We start from the raw sequence: 15,958 nt of genomic DNA, 5'->3' as shown, positions 1-15,958 counted from the left end.
GGTAAGGTCGAAGCATGCCACGTGAGACCGGGCGGAAGGTCATCGCCCAGAACAAGCGTGCCCGGCACGACTACCACGTCGAGGACACCTTCGAGGCGGGGCTCGTGCTGCAGGGCACCGAGGTGAAGTCGCTGCGTGAGGGCCGCGCCTCGCTCGTCGACGGCTACGCCACGATCGACAACGGCGAAGCGTGGCTGATGAACGTCCACATCCCCGAATACACCCAGGGGACGTGGACCAACCACGCCGCCCGCCGCAAGCGCAAGCTGCTGCTGCACCGCAAGGAGATCGACAAGCTCGCCGCCAAGACCAAGGAGGGCGGGCTCACGATCGTGCCGCTGTCGCTGTACTTCAAGGACGGCCGCGCCAAGATCGAGATCGGCCTGGCGCGCGGAAAGAAGGACTGGGACAAGCGGCAGTCGCTGGCCGAGCAGCAGGCCAAGCGGGAGATGGCCCGGGCGCTCCGGCACCGCAACCGATGAGCCGAGTCCGCCGTACACTCGCCGCGACCGTCACGCTGGCGGTCGCGAGCATGACGCTGACCGGCTGTTTCGAGGAGGCGTCACCGCACGACGCGGTGCGCGACTTCCTGGTGGGCTGGCAGGCCGGCGACTACGAGCTGGCCGCCGGCCGCACCGACGCCGATCCGGCCGCGGTGAGCAAGGCGCTGTCCGAGGTCAAGCTGCAGCTCGACGCCGCCTCGTTCCGGTTCAGGATCAAGAGCGTGAAGGTGACCGGCGAGGAGTCGCGGGCCGACTTCGCCGCCGAGGTCGACCTGGGCGACAACAACCCGCTGTGGACCTACGACGGCGTGCTGCCGCTGCACCTCGTCGACGGGGCCTGGAAGGTGCGCTGGTCGCCGTCCGTGCTGCACCCGCAGCTCCAGGAGGGGCAGCGGTTCGCGGTCAAGACCGAGCCGCGCTCGCGCCAGCCCGTCCTCGACCGGGACGGCAACGCGCTGCAGGAGCAGACCTACCTGTACGTGGCGGGCGTGGTGCCGTCGCAGCTCGGCGACCGCGCCGAAGCGGTCGTCAAGCAGCTCTCCCAGGTCACCGGCTACGCCGAGGACCGGCTGCTGAGCCGGATCCGCTCGGCGCCGCCGAACGTCACCGTGCCGCTCGTGACGTTCGGCCGCACCCGCTACCTGTCGATCAAGGCCAAGCTCGACGCGATCCCCGAGATCTCGACCGTGCCGCAGGAGCAGCCGGTCGACCCGGACGATCCCAAGCAGATCGTCGGCAAGGTCAGCGCGCTCACCCCGGAGACCGAGCAGAAGCTCGGCGGCCCGCAGCGGGCCGGCGACTCCATCGGGCAGAGCGGCCTCCAGCAGGCCTACCAGGCCTACCTCACCGGCTCCACCAGCACCCGGGTCATCACGCTCGACCTCAAGTCCGGCCGGGAGATGGCCTCGCTGAAGGAGTGGCCGGGCAGGCAGAACGTCTCCGTCGAAACCACGATCGACAGCTCCGTGCAGGCCGCGGCCGAGCACGCGGTGTCGGCCACCCGGACGAGTGCGATCGTGGCGGTCAACTCGCGCACCGGCGAGATCCTCGCGGTCGGCGCCAAGGGCATGCACCAGGAGAAGGACGCGCTGGCGGGCCGGTTCCCGGCGGGCACCGCGTTCTCCGTCGTGGCCGCCGACGCGCTCGTCAACGCCGGCGTGCGCACCACGCAGCGGCTGCCGTGCCCGCCCGAGCGGTCGGTCGGCGGGGCGCGGTTCGCCAACACCAGCCAGATGACCGGGGCCACGCCGACGTTCCAGGAGAACTTCGCCAAGGGCTGCGTCACCGCGCTCGCCTCGCTGGCCCGCCGGGTGAACGCCACCGACCTGGCCAAGAGCGCCGAGGACTTCGGCATCGGCCGGCCCTGGCAGCTTCCGCTCAAGTCGTTCAGCGGCGAGCTGCCCAAGCTGGCCAGCGACGCCGACAAGGCCAGGGCCATCGCCGGGCAGAGCGTGCTCGTGAGCCCGCTCAGCATGGCGCTGGTCGCGGGCGCGGTCGCCTCCGGCACCTGGCACCCGCCGGTCCTGGTCACCAAGCCCAGCTCGCCCGACCCCACGGCCGAGATGACGCCACAGCCGCCGCTCCAGCCGGTGCCCGTCGACCCGGCCGTGCGCAAGGCGCTGGTGTCGATGATGAAGGCGGGAGCCCAGGGCACCCCGGCACAGGCGGGACGCGGCCGCGTCTACGGGGTCCGCGCGACGGCCGTCGACAAGGACAAGCAGCTGGGCTGGTTCGTCGGCTGGCAGGGCGAGATCGCCATCGCGGCGCTGACCAGGAACCACGACCCGTCGGCCGTGGCAGGCAGCTTCTTCGCGGCGCTCAATGACTCTCCGTGATTTGTTGTGACACAGAGCAACCATTGGGCGGTGCGGCTGCGTCTTACAGGATGACTGTGCCCGCTCGGGGGGTTGCGGGTTCAGTCGCCGTGATGGGACAGGACTTCATCTCGGGGGAAGTCCTGCCGTCCGGACCGGCTCGACCCTGCCGGTCGACCCCCGGGAACGCGAGCAGCTGTGCCACGTTCCCGGGGGTTTCGGCATGCCGGGAATTGAGTTGGCATCCTCGGTGTTGTGAGAGGTATCGTCGTCATGCGCGATCTCCTCGGGTTCCATCCGAGGGCTCGTGTTGACAACTGCACAGGGGGTGACTGGCTTCGACTTCGACTTTGCAAGTCAGGTGAAGCGGGCCGAGGACTGCGGACATAACCTCGTTAATCCTGTGACCGCAAACAACAAGTGCCAATTCCAAGCGCACTGAGGTCAGCCAGGGTTCCCTGGCTCTCGCTGCCTAAGTAGCGAAACCTCTGTCAGCCCGGGAGTGCCTTCGGCCCGGGATCTGGCATCGCTAGAAGGCTCAACCGATCAACCCGGCCACGGGGGTGATCGGGAAACCAAACAGTGGCTGAGCCCGTCGGCGACTCGCCTGCGTGATCGCCGGGGCTGAGAAAAGCACAGCAGGCTGCGCCCGGAGAAGCCCTGCCTTGGGGTTGAAGGACGCGGGTTCGATTCCCGCCACCTCCACATCTGTGGTCTCGCCCTCCGCGCCTTCGGGCGCGGGGGGCGAGTCTTTTGTGACGGCTCCCGCTTCGGCGGGGGCCGTTTTTTCGTTGGTACGGGTGCCGCTTTTGTCGGGTGTTTGCCTGACATGCGTCGGGGGCGGTGGGTCGTAGGCTCGCGGACTGCCATGCCTGGAGAACGGGCGCGTGCCGAGCCCTGCGAAAGGTCGTCGAGTGTCCACCCCCTTCCCGCCACCTCCCGGACCGATGCCCGCCCGGCCGCCGGGGCCGTCCGGGTGGCAGCCCGGCGGCCCGCAGCCGAACCCGCAGGGGCCGCCATACGGGCCGGCAGGGCCGGGCGGGCCTGGGGGACCGTGGCCGCCTCGGGCGCCCCGGCGTAAGGGCGGGGGGCCGGGGCCGCTGATCGTGGTGCTGGCCGTGGTGGGGGTCGTGGTCGTGGTCGGCGGGCTGGCCGGAGGGTGGCTGCTGCTCAACCAGGACCGCGGCGAGCCGCGGGGCAGGGTGGGGGCCGTGGACGACGACCGGCGGGGGCGGACCCGGTCGCCGTCGCCCGTGGCCGAGGCGGTGAAGCTGCGGGCGGTCACCGGGGACCAGATCTGCGCCGTCGTCCCGGACGCCCTGCGCAAGAGCCTGGTCGCCGACGGCAGGTACGCGAGCGAGGACGCCTCGACGCAGGCGGCCACCGAACGCGAGAAGCGGGCCGCGTGCGCGTGGCGCAACAGCAAGATGGACGTCGGCGGCGGCGTCATCGGCTACCGCCATATGAGCATCACCGTGGCAGCCCGCGCCGCCGAGGGCCGCGACGCGCTCGCGTACGCCAAGGAGCGCTTCGGCAAGGACAAGGAGGCCGCCGGGCGGCGGGTCAACGTCCGCGACGGCAAGCGGGTCGACGGCCGGACGTCCGGCTCGGCGTTCGGCGAGATCAAGGAGCTGACGTACGGCGACGCCTCCTACAGCCAGTCGTCCATCGGGCACGGCGGGCTGAAGGCCGAGGTGTTCGTCCGGCAGGGGCCGTGGCTGATCGAGGTCGAGTACGGCGGCGACAACCGGACCGGGGCCAAGTACCCCGAAGGCGACGAGGTGCGCGCGGCGGCGAACAAGGTCGCCGGGCTGGTCGCCGCCGAGATGGCCAAGGGCGCCGGCGGGGTGAAGCTCACCGGCCCGTGCGCGATCCTGGCCGCCCGCGACGTGGAGGCTGCGTTCTTCCCGGCGGCCGAGGGCCCGGCCGTCGGCGGGAGCGACGGCAGGATCAAGCAGACCACCTGTACGTGGACCGTCGCCGAGCGGGTCGAGCACGAGCCCGGCCAGGAGTACGCCGCCCGGGGCGGCCGGTTGGGCGTCCACGTGACCGAGTGGGGCGGCGGCGACACGGGGGCGGCGTTCCAGTTCGACAGGGACGCCAGGAAGTACGACCGCTACCGGGCCAAGGGCGGCATCGGCAACGACGTCACGCACACCACCTACGAGCCCCGGCAGCAGGTCGCCGGGCTCGGCGACCGGGCGTTCGCGGTGGTCTCCGCGACGACGGACCCGAAGGACCCGGAGAAGCCGCCCCGGATGGAGCTGCTGATCAAGGTGCTGGCCGGTGACCGTACGGTCGAGTTCACGTTCCGGGGGACGACGACGGGCGGCGGCGTGGTCGGCGCCGACGGCTACCGGGAGCCGGTCTTCGACCCGTCGGTGGCGCGCAAGGGGCTGGAGAAGCTGGCCAGGTCGTTCATGGCCGGTGCCGGATGATGCCCGCGACCCCGGGCATTGCCTGCACCGTGCGTTTGACCTGCTCGGCGACGGCGGGATCGGTGAGGACGACATGGAAGAACTCAGGATGGGTGAGGTCCAGGTCCCTGAGGAGCACCCGGTCGGCGTTCTTGGTCGCGTGTTCGCTGCTCTCCAGGTAGATGGCGCCCACGCCGTCGATGGCCCGGAGAGCTTGGTAGACGGCGGTCCTTTCCTGAACGGTGGTGTCGCGATCCTCGCACGCGTCCTCCGCGGAGAGCGCCAGGCAGAGGCGGATGCCGAGGTCGGCCTTGTCGGCCCAGAAGCTTGCCCCGTTCACGTGCACGCTGGTCACTCCGGGGAGCGCTTCCAGGCGGTCCGTCCGGACGCCGGGTGTGGTGAGGTTCGCGCGGTACGACTCCGGCATGTCATCCACGCGAATCTCGGCGGTCCAGGCATCGCCGCTCTCCTTGAGCCTCTGATACATCGCCGGCTGGGATTCGAAGCGCACGTCTGACACTTCCGGCATGTCGCGGAGAGTCTGTTCGATCACGCGGCGCTCGGCCTCGGTGGGGGCGCCCTTCTCGCACGGTTCGGCGGTGGGGGTGGACGAGCACAGGAAGACCGCGAGGGTGCCCGTCGTGGGCCAGGGGCCGGCGGGGGGCGGGAGGGGGCCGTCCGGGGGGCGGAGGAGGGCCCAGGTTCCGATGCCGAGCCCGGCCGTGAGGAGGGCGAGGCCGGCCACGAGCGCGGGAAGTTTCCGGCGGGACATGGCGAGATCATCGCAGACTTGACTTATCCGTGTATTGGGCGAAACGTCACTCCTGTCACACTTTGCTGATCTACGGTGTGTCGCATCTCTGGTTCCGGATGTGTGAGGAGATGTGATGTTCCGTCGAGCTCTGGGGGCTCTGGTCGCCGCGGGGGCACTGGTCCTGATGGCGGCTCCCGCGTCGGCGGCCGGGGCGCAGCCGCTGCCACGGGCGCACGCGCACAACGACTACGAGCACGACCGCCCCCTGCTGGACGCCCTCGACCACGGGTTCACCAGCGTCGAGGCGGACATCTACCTGGTGGACGGGGAACTGCTCGTCGGGCACGACCCGGAGGACCTGCGTCCCGGCCGCACCCTCCAGGCGCTCTACCTCGACCCGCTGGCCCGGCGCGTACGGGACAACCACGGGCACGTCTACCCGCGCAGCCGGCAGCAGCTCCAGCTCCTCGTGGACATCAAGAACAACGGCGCCGCCACCTACACCGAGCTCGACCAGGTGCTGAGCTCCTACCGCAAGATGCTGACCACCTACCACAAGGGCAAGGTCAAGCCCGGCGCGGTGACGGTCGTGATCAGCGGGGACCGGCCGCGTGACCTGATGGCGGGCCAGGAGCGGCGGTCGGCGTTCTACGACGGCCGTCTGTCGGACCTGGGCCAGGGCGGCGCGTCGCTGGTCCCGCTGATCAGCGACAACTGGACCAACCACTTCACCTGGCGCGGCGAGGGCCCGATGCCGGAGGCGGAGCGGGCCAAGCTGCGTGACATCGTGGCGACGGCCCACCGGGACGGGCAGCGGGTCCGCTTCTGGGCGACGCCGGACGTGGCCGGTCCCGCCCGGGACGCGCTCTGGCGCGAGCTGGTCGCGGCGGACGTGGACCACGTCAACACCGACGACCTGGCCGGGCTGCAGCGGTTCCTGCTGGAGCACGACGGCGAACGTGCGGCGGCCTGACGAGGCGGTTAATTCGTCGCGTAGGTGTGGATGATTCGGTAAGTTCCGGATCAGGCTGACCGCGGGACTCCGGTGCGACTTCCGGAAACCGCCTTTACCGCGATGCTTCGCAGCTCGTGCCCTCATTCCCCGGTCAGCCCCACCGTCATCCGGGGGCCTCATGGACACCTATGCCGACCTGATCGAGTGCGAGGACGTGCTGCTCTTCGCCAACGCGGCGATCACCGCCACCGGGCAGCGCGAGTTCCACGGCGGGGCGGGCGAGCAGCGGCTCTCGCTCGACTTCCTGCACCGCTACGTGCACGGCAACTATCCCGGCCTCTACGCGGCCACGCTGGCGCTCGACGTCAACGACCACAACGCCGCACTGATCATCGCCACCGTGCTCAGGGAGCGCAGCGCCGCCGACGGGCGGCTGATCGCCCGGCGGCTGGCCCGGATGAGCCCGGCCCGCGTCTACCGGCTGTTCAGGCAGCTCCAGCGCGACGGCGTGAACAACAGGCGCACCAGGGCGATCGTGCGCGACTGGCTGCTCGCCCGCCCCGACCTGGCCTTCGACGCGGTCAAGTACCGCTCGGCGGTCAAGGCGGCGGTGCGGCACGCGCATCTGACGCCGCCGGGCGAGCTGGGCGACTTCCTGTTCGCGCCGCGCCGCCGCGCCCGCTTCCAGACCCCGGTGCTGGAGGCGTGGCGGCGGGCGCACTACGACAAGAACGCCCTGTACGAGCTGCCGTACACGGTCGCGGAGGGCTTCGCCGCCCGGCACGGGATCAGCCGGGCGGTGTTCCTGGAGCGGATCGCGCCCCGGCTGACGAGGCTGGAGCGGCTGCGGCTGACCGGCGCGGCACGCGGGAGCGGCGTCGAGACCGGCGCCGACCTGGCCGCGCTGCCGCTGGTCCGCGCGGCCTCGTACGTGCTGTCGCTGCCCGTGGACGAGCGGCGGCAGCACGTCGCGGCGCTGCGCGCGGGCGCGCGGCGGGTCGCGGGGGCGCGGGCGGGCACGTGGGGGAGCGTCACGGCGGTGCTGGACGACAGCTTCTCCTCCTACGGCTCGCCGGTGAAGCGGCGCCGGCCGCTCGCGGTCGCGCTGGCCTGCCACTACCTGCTGGAGGCGCTGGCCTCCCGCTACACCGGGCTGTGGCTGTCGGGGCGGGCCGAGCCCGTGGCCGCGCGACCGGCCGGGGCGACGCCGCTCGGGCTGCGCGTCCTCGACGCGCTGGAGACGCGGCCCGACCGGCTGGTGATCGTCTCCGACGGCTGGGACAACGCGCCGCCCGGGCTGGCCGCCGAGGTGCTGCGCGTGTGGCGGCGCAAGCTCGACCCCGCGGGCGAGGTACGGGTCGCGCACCTCAACCCGGTGTACGACGCCGACCGGTTCGACGTGCGGCGGCTCTCGCCCCTGGTGCCGACGGCCGGGATCCGCGACGCCGAGGACCTGCCCGCGCTGGTTGAGCTGGCCCGCTTCGCCGAGGGGCGCACCGGGCTGGGCGAGCTGCGGGCGTACCTGGAGGAGCGGGCATGCTCGATCTGACCGGCCTGGTCACCATGCCCGCCCAGACCTGGGGCAGCGTGCGGCTGGTGCCGCTGGTGCGGCCCGAGCCGATCGTGGACCTGCGGCTGCACGCCCGGGTGTACGGCGACGAGCTGTCCATGGCGCTCCTGCCGGACCGGACCGTCTACACCGCGTACGTGCCGCACGCGTTCGTGGCGTCGTGGACCGGCGACGGCACGCCCGCCGCGGCCTACGGGACGCAGCTCGGCGAGCCGCTGCGGCACGTGCCCATCAGGACGCACCGCCGCCTGGTCCAGCGGGAGGCGAAGAACCGGCTGCGTATCCTGCCCCTGCACCTGGCCCTGGAGGGTTACCTGGCGCTGCACTACGACCTGCCGGGGATCGCCTGGGAGGAGTGGACCCGGGTGGCGGTCGCCGGCGGGCTATCGCCGCGCGTCGAGGCCGCCTACTCCGGCGCGCACGTGCGCGGGCTGGACGACGCGCTGCGGGTCTTCGAGTTCCACGCGGGGCAGTGCGGGCTGCTCCTGTACGTGGGCGACACGCTGGCCAGCGCGTTCGTGACGCCGCACCCGGAGGACTACCGGGCGTTGCACCCGACGCTGATCCGCGACCTGTACGGGGAGCTGATCTACGAGTACGCCCTGCACTACCCGGTGCGCGACTTCCGCGCGGCCATCGACGACAGCCGGGTGGACACGCTCGCCGACCTGCGGCGCGAGGCCGAGCGGCAGGGGGAGGAGTGGGCCGCGTTCCACGACTCCGTCATGGCGGGGGGCCTGCGGGCGCCGAACGTGCGGGACGTCTACCGGCTCGGGCGCTTCACGCTCCAGCGGTTCCTGCCCGTCTTCGACCGGTTCGCCGAGAACCACATCGGTGAGATGATCACCGACGACCAGGGGCGGACGGCGTACCTGAAGACGTTCCGGCTCTCGCAGGCACAGGTCAGGCGGGGCTACCTGCTGAGCAGGCTGGCCGAGAACCAGTGGAGTCTCCCGGACACCGCCGCCGCGCTCGGCGTCACGACCGGTGAGCTCCGCGCGCGGATGGACAGGGCGGGGTTCGGCCACCTGCTGCGACCGGAGTCCAGAGTCGGCGGACATATCCGGACCTGACTACTCTGTCTGCGGTGAGCGGTGATCGGGTCATCGGCGGGTACACGCTGCGGCGCGTGCTGGGCCGGGGCGGCATGGGTGAGGTGCACCTGGCCGCCACGCCCACCGGCGGCTTGGCGGCCGTGAAGCTGATTCACCCCTCGCTGGCCGGGGACCCGGCCTTCCGCCGCAGGTTCGAGCGGGAGGTCGCCGCCGCCCGGCGGGTGGCGCGGTTCTGCACGGCTCCGGTGCTCGACGCGGGCATCGACGGGGACGTCGCCTATCTCGTCACCGAATACGTCAAAGGCCCCGACCTGGCCCGGGCCGTACGGGAACAGGGACCGCTGTCCGGCGGCAACCTCGACGCGCTGGCCGTGGGTATCGCGACCGCGCTCAGCGCCATCCACGCCGCCGGGGTCGTCCACCGCGACCTCAAGCCGTCCAACGTGCTGCTCTCGCCGCTCGGGCCCAAGGTGATCGACTTCGGCATCGCGCAGCTCGCCGGCTCCGACGGCCAGGCCAGCCAGGCGATCCTCGGGACGCCCGTGTACATGGCCCCCGAGCAGGCGCGCGGCGAGCCGGTCACGCCCGCCACCGACGTGTACGCGTGGGGCGGGGTGATCGCGTTCGCCGGGACGGGACGGGCCCCGTTCGGCGAGGGCGCGCCCGGCGAGGTGCTGTACCGGATCGTCGCCGAGGAGCCCCGGCTCGACGGGCTGGACGAGGGCATCCGCGACCTGGTGGCGCGGGCGCTGGCCAAGGACCCGCGCGAGCGGCCCACCGTCCAGGGGCTCCTCGCGGGGCTGCTCGGCGGCACGGACGTGAGCGCCGCCTCGGCCACCCAGGTCGTCGAACGCACCTGGACGAACCCGGCGCCCCATGCCCCCGAGCGGGGCCGCCGCCGGTGGGGCTGGGCGGTCGCGGGGGTCGCCGGGATCGCCGTGCTGGCCGTCGCCGCGGTGCTCGGGCTGCGGGGGACGCAGGCCGCGACCTGGCCGTACGAGGCGGGCTTCGGCTCGTGGGAGGTCGGCGCGTCCGAGGGCGGGAACGTGCGCCTCGACGGCTCCGCGTACGAGCTGACCGTCAAGGACGGGTGGCGGCTGTGGAAGTCGGCGCCCAGGCGCGAGCCGGACGGCGGCGTGGTCGTGAGCGCGAAGGCGACCCTGGAGGAGGGACGCGGCGAGTACGGCGTGTGGTGCCGCGGCGACGGCGGCGACCGCTACGAGTTCGCCGTGAGCGGGTCGGGCGAGGTCGCCATCGTCAAGCGCCGCGCCGGGCGGGAGGGCGCCGTCCTGTACGGTCCCCTGCGGGTGAAGACCGGCCAGGCGAACCGCGTCGTGGCCGAGTGCGCCGGAAGCGGGGACGAGGTGAAGCTGCGCATGTGGCTGAACGAGAGCCTCGTCGCCGAGGCCGCCGACGCCGACGACCCCTACGGGCCGGGCAGCGCCGGGGTGCACGCGGCGCCCGACTCGGGGGCGGCGGTGCGGGTGCGGTTCGAGTCGTTCGCGCTGCGGCCCGCGCAGGGGTGAGCGGCGTGCGGTTCCGGGTGCTGGGCCCGCTGCGGGTCGAGGACGGGCAGGGGCCGGGCCCGGCCAAGCACCGGGCGCTGCTGGCGGCCCTGCTGCTGTCGGCGGGCCGGGCGGTGCCGGTCGAGCGGCTGGTGAGCGTGCTGTGGGGCGATCAGCCGCCGCAGTCGGCGGACCCGGTGCTCCGGGTGTACGTCAGCGCGCTGCGCAAGATCGTCGACGGGATCACCACGGTGCCCGGCGGCTACCTGATCGCGGCGGATCCGGACGAGGTGGACTGCCACCGGTTCGAGCGGCTGGTCGGGCAGGCCAGGATGGCGCGTGACGCGGGCGCGGTCGCCGAGGCGGCCGGCACGTTCCGGGAGGCGCTCGGGCTGTGGCGGGGGCAGGCGCTCGCGGACGTCGACAGCGCCGAGCTGCGCCGGGCGCACGGGGTGCCGCTGGAGGAGCTGCGGCTGACCGCCGTGGAGGAACGGGTCGAGCTGGACCTGCGGCTCGGGCGGGGCGCCGAGGTCGTCGGCGAGCTGCGGGCGCTGGTCAACGCGCATCCGCTGCGGGAGCGGGCCTGGGCGCATCTGCTGGCGGCGCTGCACCAGGCGGGCCGCCGTTCGGAGGCGCTGGCCGCCTACCAGGAGGCGCGCCGGATCCTGGTGGACGACCTGGGGCTGGAGCCGGGGGCCGAGCTGCGGGAGGCGCACGAGCGGGTGCTGCGGGGGGAGGTGGCCGCCGTTCCGGTGGCGGAACGGCGGGTCCCGCTCAACGAGACGCCGCCCGATATTTCGGACTTTACGGGGAGGGCGGACGTGCTCGCCTGGATTCTCCGCGCCGCCACCCCGGAAGGCGGTGGCGGGGCGCCCGTGCTGCTGGTGGTGCACGGGCCGCCCGGGTCCGGGAAGTCGGCGGTGGCGGTGCGGGCCGCGTCCCGCATGGACCTGCCCGACGGGCGGCTGTACGCCGTGCTGGGCGGCCGCGCGCCCGGCGCCGTGCTGGAGGACCTGCTGCGGTCCCTCGGCTGCCCCGACGGGAGCGTGCCGCCCACCCTCGGCGAACGGGTGCGGCTCTACCGGCGGCTCACCTCCGGGCGGCGGCTCCTGCTCGTGCTCGACGACGCCGCCGACGAGACCCAGGTACGTCCTCTGCTCCCCACCGGGGCGGGCAGCGTGACCCTGGTGACGAGCCGGTCGCCGCTCGCCGGGCTGGAGGCGGCCAGGGCGTACGAGCTGGGGGTGCTGGCCCCGGACGAGGCGCTGGACATGCTCGCCGGGGTGGCCGGGCGCGACCGGGTGGCCGCCGAGCCCGAGGCCGCGCGGGAGATCGTACGGCTGTGCGGCGGGCTGCCGCTGGCGCTGCGGATCGCCGGGTCGCGGCTGGCCAGGAAGACCGGGTGGACGGTGGCCCACCTGGCCGGGCGGCTCGGGGACGAACGGCGCAGACTGGACGAGCTCAGCGCCGGTGACCTCGCCGTGCGGGGCAGCCTGGCGGTGGGGTATCGCGGGCTGGCCGAGCCGGAGCGGCGGCTGCTGCGGGAGCTGGGGGCGTGGACGGGGCCTGACTTCGCGGACTGGGCTCTGGGGGCCGACCTGGAGCCGCTGGCCGAGGCCGGGCTGTTGCAGTCGCTCGGGCTGGACGAGGCCGGGCAGGAGCGTTACGGGTGGCACGATCTGACCCGGCTCTACGCCGTGGAGCGGCTGGCCGAGGCGGGCGGGCCCGGCCCGGTGCTGCGCGCCTGCGCCGCCGAGGTGCTCGACCGTGCCAGGCGTGCCCGGTCCGCCCTCCTCCCCGCCGAACCGGGCTCCGGCCGGACCCTGGTCTCCACCCCCGACGACCCACCCACCCCGAGACCCATGCCCGCCCGTGGTGATCAGGCTGGCCGAGGGCCGGTGGCCGCCCCGTACGGGGTGTTCCCTCTCAGCGGGGAGGGGGCACGGCGGGAGGAGGCCGGGGCCGGGGGGCCCGTGGCCGCCCCGTACGGGGTGTTCCCCCACAGCGGGGAGGGGGCGCCGTGGGAGGAGGCCGGGGCTGGGTGGGGGCCGGGGGTCGGGCGGCGGGAGGAGACGTCGCGGGGGACGGCGTGGTTGCGGCGGGAGGCGCGGTGGCTGGCGGCGGAGCGGCGGTTCCTGGCCGCGGCCGTGGGGGACTTCCACCGGGCCGGGCTGCACGAGGCGGCGTGGCGGCTGGCCTTCTATCTGACGCCGCTGTTCGAGCTGGGCGGGCACCACGACGACTGGCACGCCACCACCGCGACCGGGCTGGACGCGGCGCGGGCGGCGGGGCACCGGCAGGGCGAGGCGCTGCTGCTGCGCGGCCTGGCGGACCTGCACCGGGTGGAGGGCAGGGCCGATGCCGCGGCGGCGGCGCTGAGGGCGGCGCAGCCGCTGGTGGAGGGGCTGGAGCTGGCCCGCGTGACGCTCCGGCTCGGCCTGGTGGAGCCGCGCAGGCCCGAGGCCGAGCGGGTGCTGCGCCGCGCGCTGACGGTCTTCGAGCAGGCGGGCGACCTGCGCGGCCGGGCGGACGCGCTGCGCGGGCTGGGCGCGCTGCTGGACGATCAGGCCATGCTGGAGCGGAGCCTGGCCGGTTACGAGGAGCTGGGCGACCCGCGCGGGGCGGCCGAGGCGCGGCTGGACCTGGCCAGGCTGCACCTGAGGGCGGGCCGCTACGCGGAGGCGCGCGAGCACGCGGAGCTGCGCATCGCGGCGAACCGGCGGCTCGGCGACCGCCTGCCGGAGGCCGCCGGGCTGCTCGTGCTGGCGGCGGTCGCCAGGGCGGCGGGCGTGCCGGAGTCGGCGGCCGAACCGGCCAGGCAGGCGGCGGAGACGTACACGGCGTACGGGGATCGGCGCAACGCCGCGGCGGCCCTGCTCGTCCTGGCGCGTACGTACCTGGAACTCGGCCGGAACGACGGGGCGGTTGATGCGTTGATGCGTGCTATGGGAGAGTTTGACGTTCTCGGCGACCGGCAGAGCCGCGCCGAGGCCGAACACCTGGCGCGGGAGGCGCGCCGGCGCCTATAGCGGGCTATGCGGATCCTGAAGGTCGCAGCGTTAGCTTGTCGAGCCAAGAGTCGAACCCCCGAAAGGTGACCATGGACATGCGCAGGACGATCGCGCTCGTGGCGGCGGCCGTCGCGCTGGCGGGCTGCGGGATGCTCCCGGCCCAGCCGGGCAGCGGCGGCGGTGGCGAGGAGAAGCAGCAGACGGCCGCCACCACGCAGCAGGAGAGCGCCGCGCCCGCCGAGGAGCCCACCCCCGAGCAGCCCGGCGAGCAGCCCGCCGACCAGCAGAGCGCGCCGCCGCAGAGCGGGAAGGCCATCGCCACCCACGAGACCGACGTGTCCGGCGCGGGCGACACCGGCCGGGCCCGCGTCGAGATCACCGCGCTCAAGCGGCAGGGCAGGACGGTCACGCTCAACTGGACCGTCACCGCCGTCGAGGGCAAGGTCAACATGCACAACGGCATGGCCGAGACCCCGTCGGACTACTCGGTCTCCGGCGTGTCGCTCATCGACCCGGTCAACGCCAAGCGCTACCGCGTCGCCCGCAACAACTCCGGCCCCGGCGCGGAGTGCGTCTGCTCCGAGACCCAGGGCGGCTTCCTGAAGGCGGGCGACAAGAGCTCTCTGTACGCGGTCTTCGCCGCGCCGCCCGCCGACGTGACGAAGGTCAACGTCGAGATGCCGATGATCGGCGTGCTGACCGATGTTCCGATCTCTTAGCCTGGCGCTCGCCCTGGTGCTGTCCCCCACGCCGCCGCCCGAGTCGGCGGTCGGCGCGGTGGAGGACCTGGTGATGCCGGTGGAGGACATCATCGGCGCCGTGGAGTCGCTCGACGGCACCGAGAGCGAGACCCAGCAGGGCACCCAGGTGACGGTGGCGCTGACCAGCGACGTGCTGTTCGCGCTGGACAAGTGGGCGCTGACCGGCAAGGCCAGGCAGCGGCTCAAGCAGGTCGCCGAACAGATCAACGCCGAGGGCGCGGGCGGCGTCGTCAAGATCGAGGGGCACACGGACGACCAGGGCTCCGACTCCTACAACCGGACGCTCTCCACCCGCCGCGCCCAGGCCGTCCAGCAGGCCATGCGCGGGCTGCTCACCGGCGCGGGCGTGTCGCTCCAGGCGCAGGGCTTCGGCGAGAGCCGCCCCAAGCTGCCGAACATCGTCGACGGCGAGCCCGTACCGGCGAACCGCGCCAAGAACCGCCGCGTCGAGATCGTCTACGACGTCAAGGAATCCGGATGAGCGCGTCGCCTCGGGGCGCGCGGGTTCAGTCGGCTGCGAGCTCGCCGAGCGTCACCGTGACCGTCTGCGGGGCGCCGCCGCCCCTGGTCAGCTCGATCCGTACCTTGTCGCCCGGCTTGTAGGTGGTGAGCGCCTCGGTGAGGGCCGCCATCGTGGGCGTCTCGGTGTCGTTGACGCCGGTGATCACGTCCCCCTCCTGGATGCCGGCCTTCTCCGCGCCGCTGTTCTTGACCAGCGACACGACGCCCACGCCCGCGGGCTGGCCGTTCTCGCCGATGACCGTGCTGCCCCGGACGCCGAGCGCCGCCCGATGGCTGTTGATCACCTTGCCGTGCTTGATGATCTGGGCGGCGATGTCCGTGGCGGTGTTGCTCGGGATGGCGAACCCGATGCCCGGCGCCGCCCCGCCGCCCAGGCTCGGATCGGTGGCCGCCAGCGTCGGGATGCCGATCACCTGGCCCGACAGGTCCACCAGCGCGCCGCCGCTGTTGCCCGGGTTGATCGCCGCCGACGTCTGGACCGCCCCGGCGATCGTCGCGCCCGGCGAGCCCGGGTTCTCCGGCTCGCTGACGGTACGGCCCAGCGCCGACACGATGCCGTTCGTCACGCTGCCCGACAGGCCCAGCGGGTTGCCCATGGCCAGCACGAGCTGCCCCACGCGGAGCTTGGCCGAGTCGCCGAACCTGGCCGGCTGCAGCCCCTGCGGATCGTCCACCTTGATCACCGCCAGGTCGCCGGCCGGGAACGCCTTGACCAGCCTGGCCCGCCGGGTGGCGCCGCCGGTGGCGAGCGTGACGTCCATCTGCTTGGCGTCGCCCACCACGTGCGCGTTGGTGACGATGTGGCCCTCGGCGTCGTAGACGACGCCGGAGCCGAGGCCGGTGCTCGTGTTGATCTGCACGATCGACGGCAGCACTTCTGCGATGACGCGCTCGTACGCGGTCTCCAGCGCCTGCGCGTGCGAGGTGGGCGACGCGGGCGGTGGATGCGAGGCGGTGTCCGTGTGCGTGGCCGACGGCGGCGCCGGGGTGCCCGGCGACTGCGCGCCCGGCGGAGGTATCTGGCCACAGCCCGCGACCAGCGTCAACGCGGTGAGTGCTGGCAAGATCCGCTGCATGGAGCACTACTGCCC

Annotated in this window: 12 protein-coding genes and 1 other RNA gene; 11 read left to right on the top strand and 2 right to left on the bottom strand. The window is 73.4% G+C overall.

Going from position 1 to position 15,958, the window contains the following annotated elements:
• Window positions 1-14 precede the first annotated feature (14 nt).
• The 4 genes from smpB (at window position 15) to AB0G11_RS04660 (ending at window position 4,755) form a co-directional block, all read left to right on the top strand.
• Window positions 15-482: an SsrA-binding protein SmpB gene (smpB, locus tag AB0G11_RS04675; RefSeq protein ID WP_219499517.1), complete on the top strand. Its 468-nt coding sequence runs from the start codon at window positions 15-17 to the stop codon at window positions 480-482.
• Window positions 479-2,338 (top strand): penicillin-binding transpeptidase domain-containing protein, encoded by a 1,860-nt coding sequence (locus AB0G11_RS04670; RefSeq protein ID WP_357583997.1) that lies wholly within the window; start codon window positions 479-481, stop codon window positions 2,336-2,338. Before smpB ends, AB0G11_RS04670 begins: the two co-directional genes overlap by 4 nt.
• Before the next feature lie 303 nt (window positions 2,339-2,641).
• Window positions 2,642-3,025: a transfer-messenger RNA gene (gene ssrA, locus AB0G11_RS04665) on the top strand.
• A 410-nt stretch (window positions 3,026-3,435) separates the two neighbouring features.
• Window positions 3,436-4,755, top strand: coding sequence for a hypothetical protein (locus AB0G11_RS04660; protein ID WP_357583995.1), 1,320 nt, complete (start codon window positions 3,436-3,438; stop codon window positions 4,753-4,755).
• On the opposite strand, the gene AB0G11_RS04655 is transcribed toward AB0G11_RS04660, so the two are convergent.
• The gene (locus tag AB0G11_RS04655) at window positions 4,736-5,506 is read right to left on the bottom strand and encodes a permease-like cell division protein FtsX (RefSeq protein WP_357583994.1); all 771 of its coding nucleotides are present in this window, start codon (window positions 5,504-5,506) and stop codon (window positions 4,736-4,738) included. The genes AB0G11_RS04660 and AB0G11_RS04655 overlap by 20 nt on opposite strands.
• Window positions 5,507-5,621: 115 nt before the next feature.
• On the opposite strand from AB0G11_RS04655, the gene AB0G11_RS04650 reads away from it, so the two are divergent.
• The 7 genes from AB0G11_RS04650 (at window position 5,622) to AB0G11_RS04620 (ending at window position 14,826) form a co-directional block, all read left to right on the top strand.
• Window positions 5,622-6,461, top strand: a complete 840-nt coding sequence (locus tag AB0G11_RS04650) for a phosphatidylinositol-specific phospholipase C/glycerophosphodiester phosphodiesterase family protein (protein WP_357583992.1) — start codon at window positions 5,622-5,624, stop codon at window positions 6,459-6,461.
• 160 nt (window positions 6,462-6,621) lie between these two features.
• Window positions 6,622-7,992, top strand: coding sequence for a hypothetical protein (locus AB0G11_RS04645; RefSeq protein ID WP_357583990.1), 1,371 nt, complete (start codon window positions 6,622-6,624; stop codon window positions 7,990-7,992).
• Window positions 7,980-9,086, top strand: coding sequence for a hypothetical protein (locus tag AB0G11_RS04640; protein WP_357583988.1), 1,107 nt, complete (start codon window positions 7,980-7,982; stop codon window positions 9,084-9,086). The genes AB0G11_RS04645 and AB0G11_RS04640 overlap by 13 nt, the downstream gene beginning before the upstream one ends.
• 14 nt (window positions 9,087-9,100) lie before the next feature.
• The gene (locus tag AB0G11_RS04635) at window positions 9,101-10,594 is read left to right on the top strand and encodes a serine/threonine-protein kinase (RefSeq protein ID WP_357583986.1); all 1,494 of its coding nucleotides are present in this window, start codon (window positions 9,101-9,103) and stop codon (window positions 10,592-10,594) included.
• A gap of 5 nt (window positions 10,595-10,599) precedes the next feature.
• On the top strand, window positions 10,600-13,602 hold the full coding sequence (locus AB0G11_RS04630) for a BTAD domain-containing putative transcriptional regulator (protein WP_357583984.1): 3,003 nt from the start codon (window positions 10,600-10,602) through the stop codon (window positions 13,600-13,602).
• Between the two features lie 77 nt (window positions 13,603-13,679).
• On the top strand, window positions 13,680-14,303 hold the full coding sequence (locus tag AB0G11_RS04625; protein WP_219499505.1) for a hypothetical protein: 624 nt from the start codon (window positions 13,680-13,682) through the stop codon (window positions 14,301-14,303).
• Window positions 14,287-14,826 carry an OmpA family protein gene (locus AB0G11_RS04620; protein WP_219499497.1) on the top strand — a complete coding sequence of 180 codons (540 nt, stop codon included), beginning with the start codon at window positions 14,287-14,289 and terminating at the stop codon, window positions 14,824-14,826. The genes AB0G11_RS04625 and AB0G11_RS04620 overlap by 17 nt, the downstream gene beginning before the upstream one ends.
• Window positions 14,827-14,851: 25 nt before the next feature.
• Here AB0G11_RS04620 and AB0G11_RS04615 read toward each other — a convergent pair whose 3' ends face one another.
• Window positions 14,852-15,931 carry a trypsin-like peptidase domain-containing protein gene (locus AB0G11_RS04615; RefSeq protein WP_357583982.1) on the bottom strand — a complete coding sequence of 360 codons (1,080 nt, stop codon included), beginning with the start codon at window positions 15,929-15,931 and terminating at the stop codon, window positions 14,852-14,854.
• Window positions 15,932-15,958 lie beyond the last annotated feature (27 nt).

The sequence above is a fragment of the Nonomuraea sp. NPDC023979 genome, assembly GCF_040639085.1.
Classification (GTDB): Bacteria; Actinomycetota; Actinomycetes; order Streptosporangiales; family Streptosporangiaceae; genus Nonomuraea; species Nonomuraea ceibae.
Note: the sequence above shows the minus strand (reverse complement) of the source record. Positions and strands in the feature narration are given on the sequence as shown.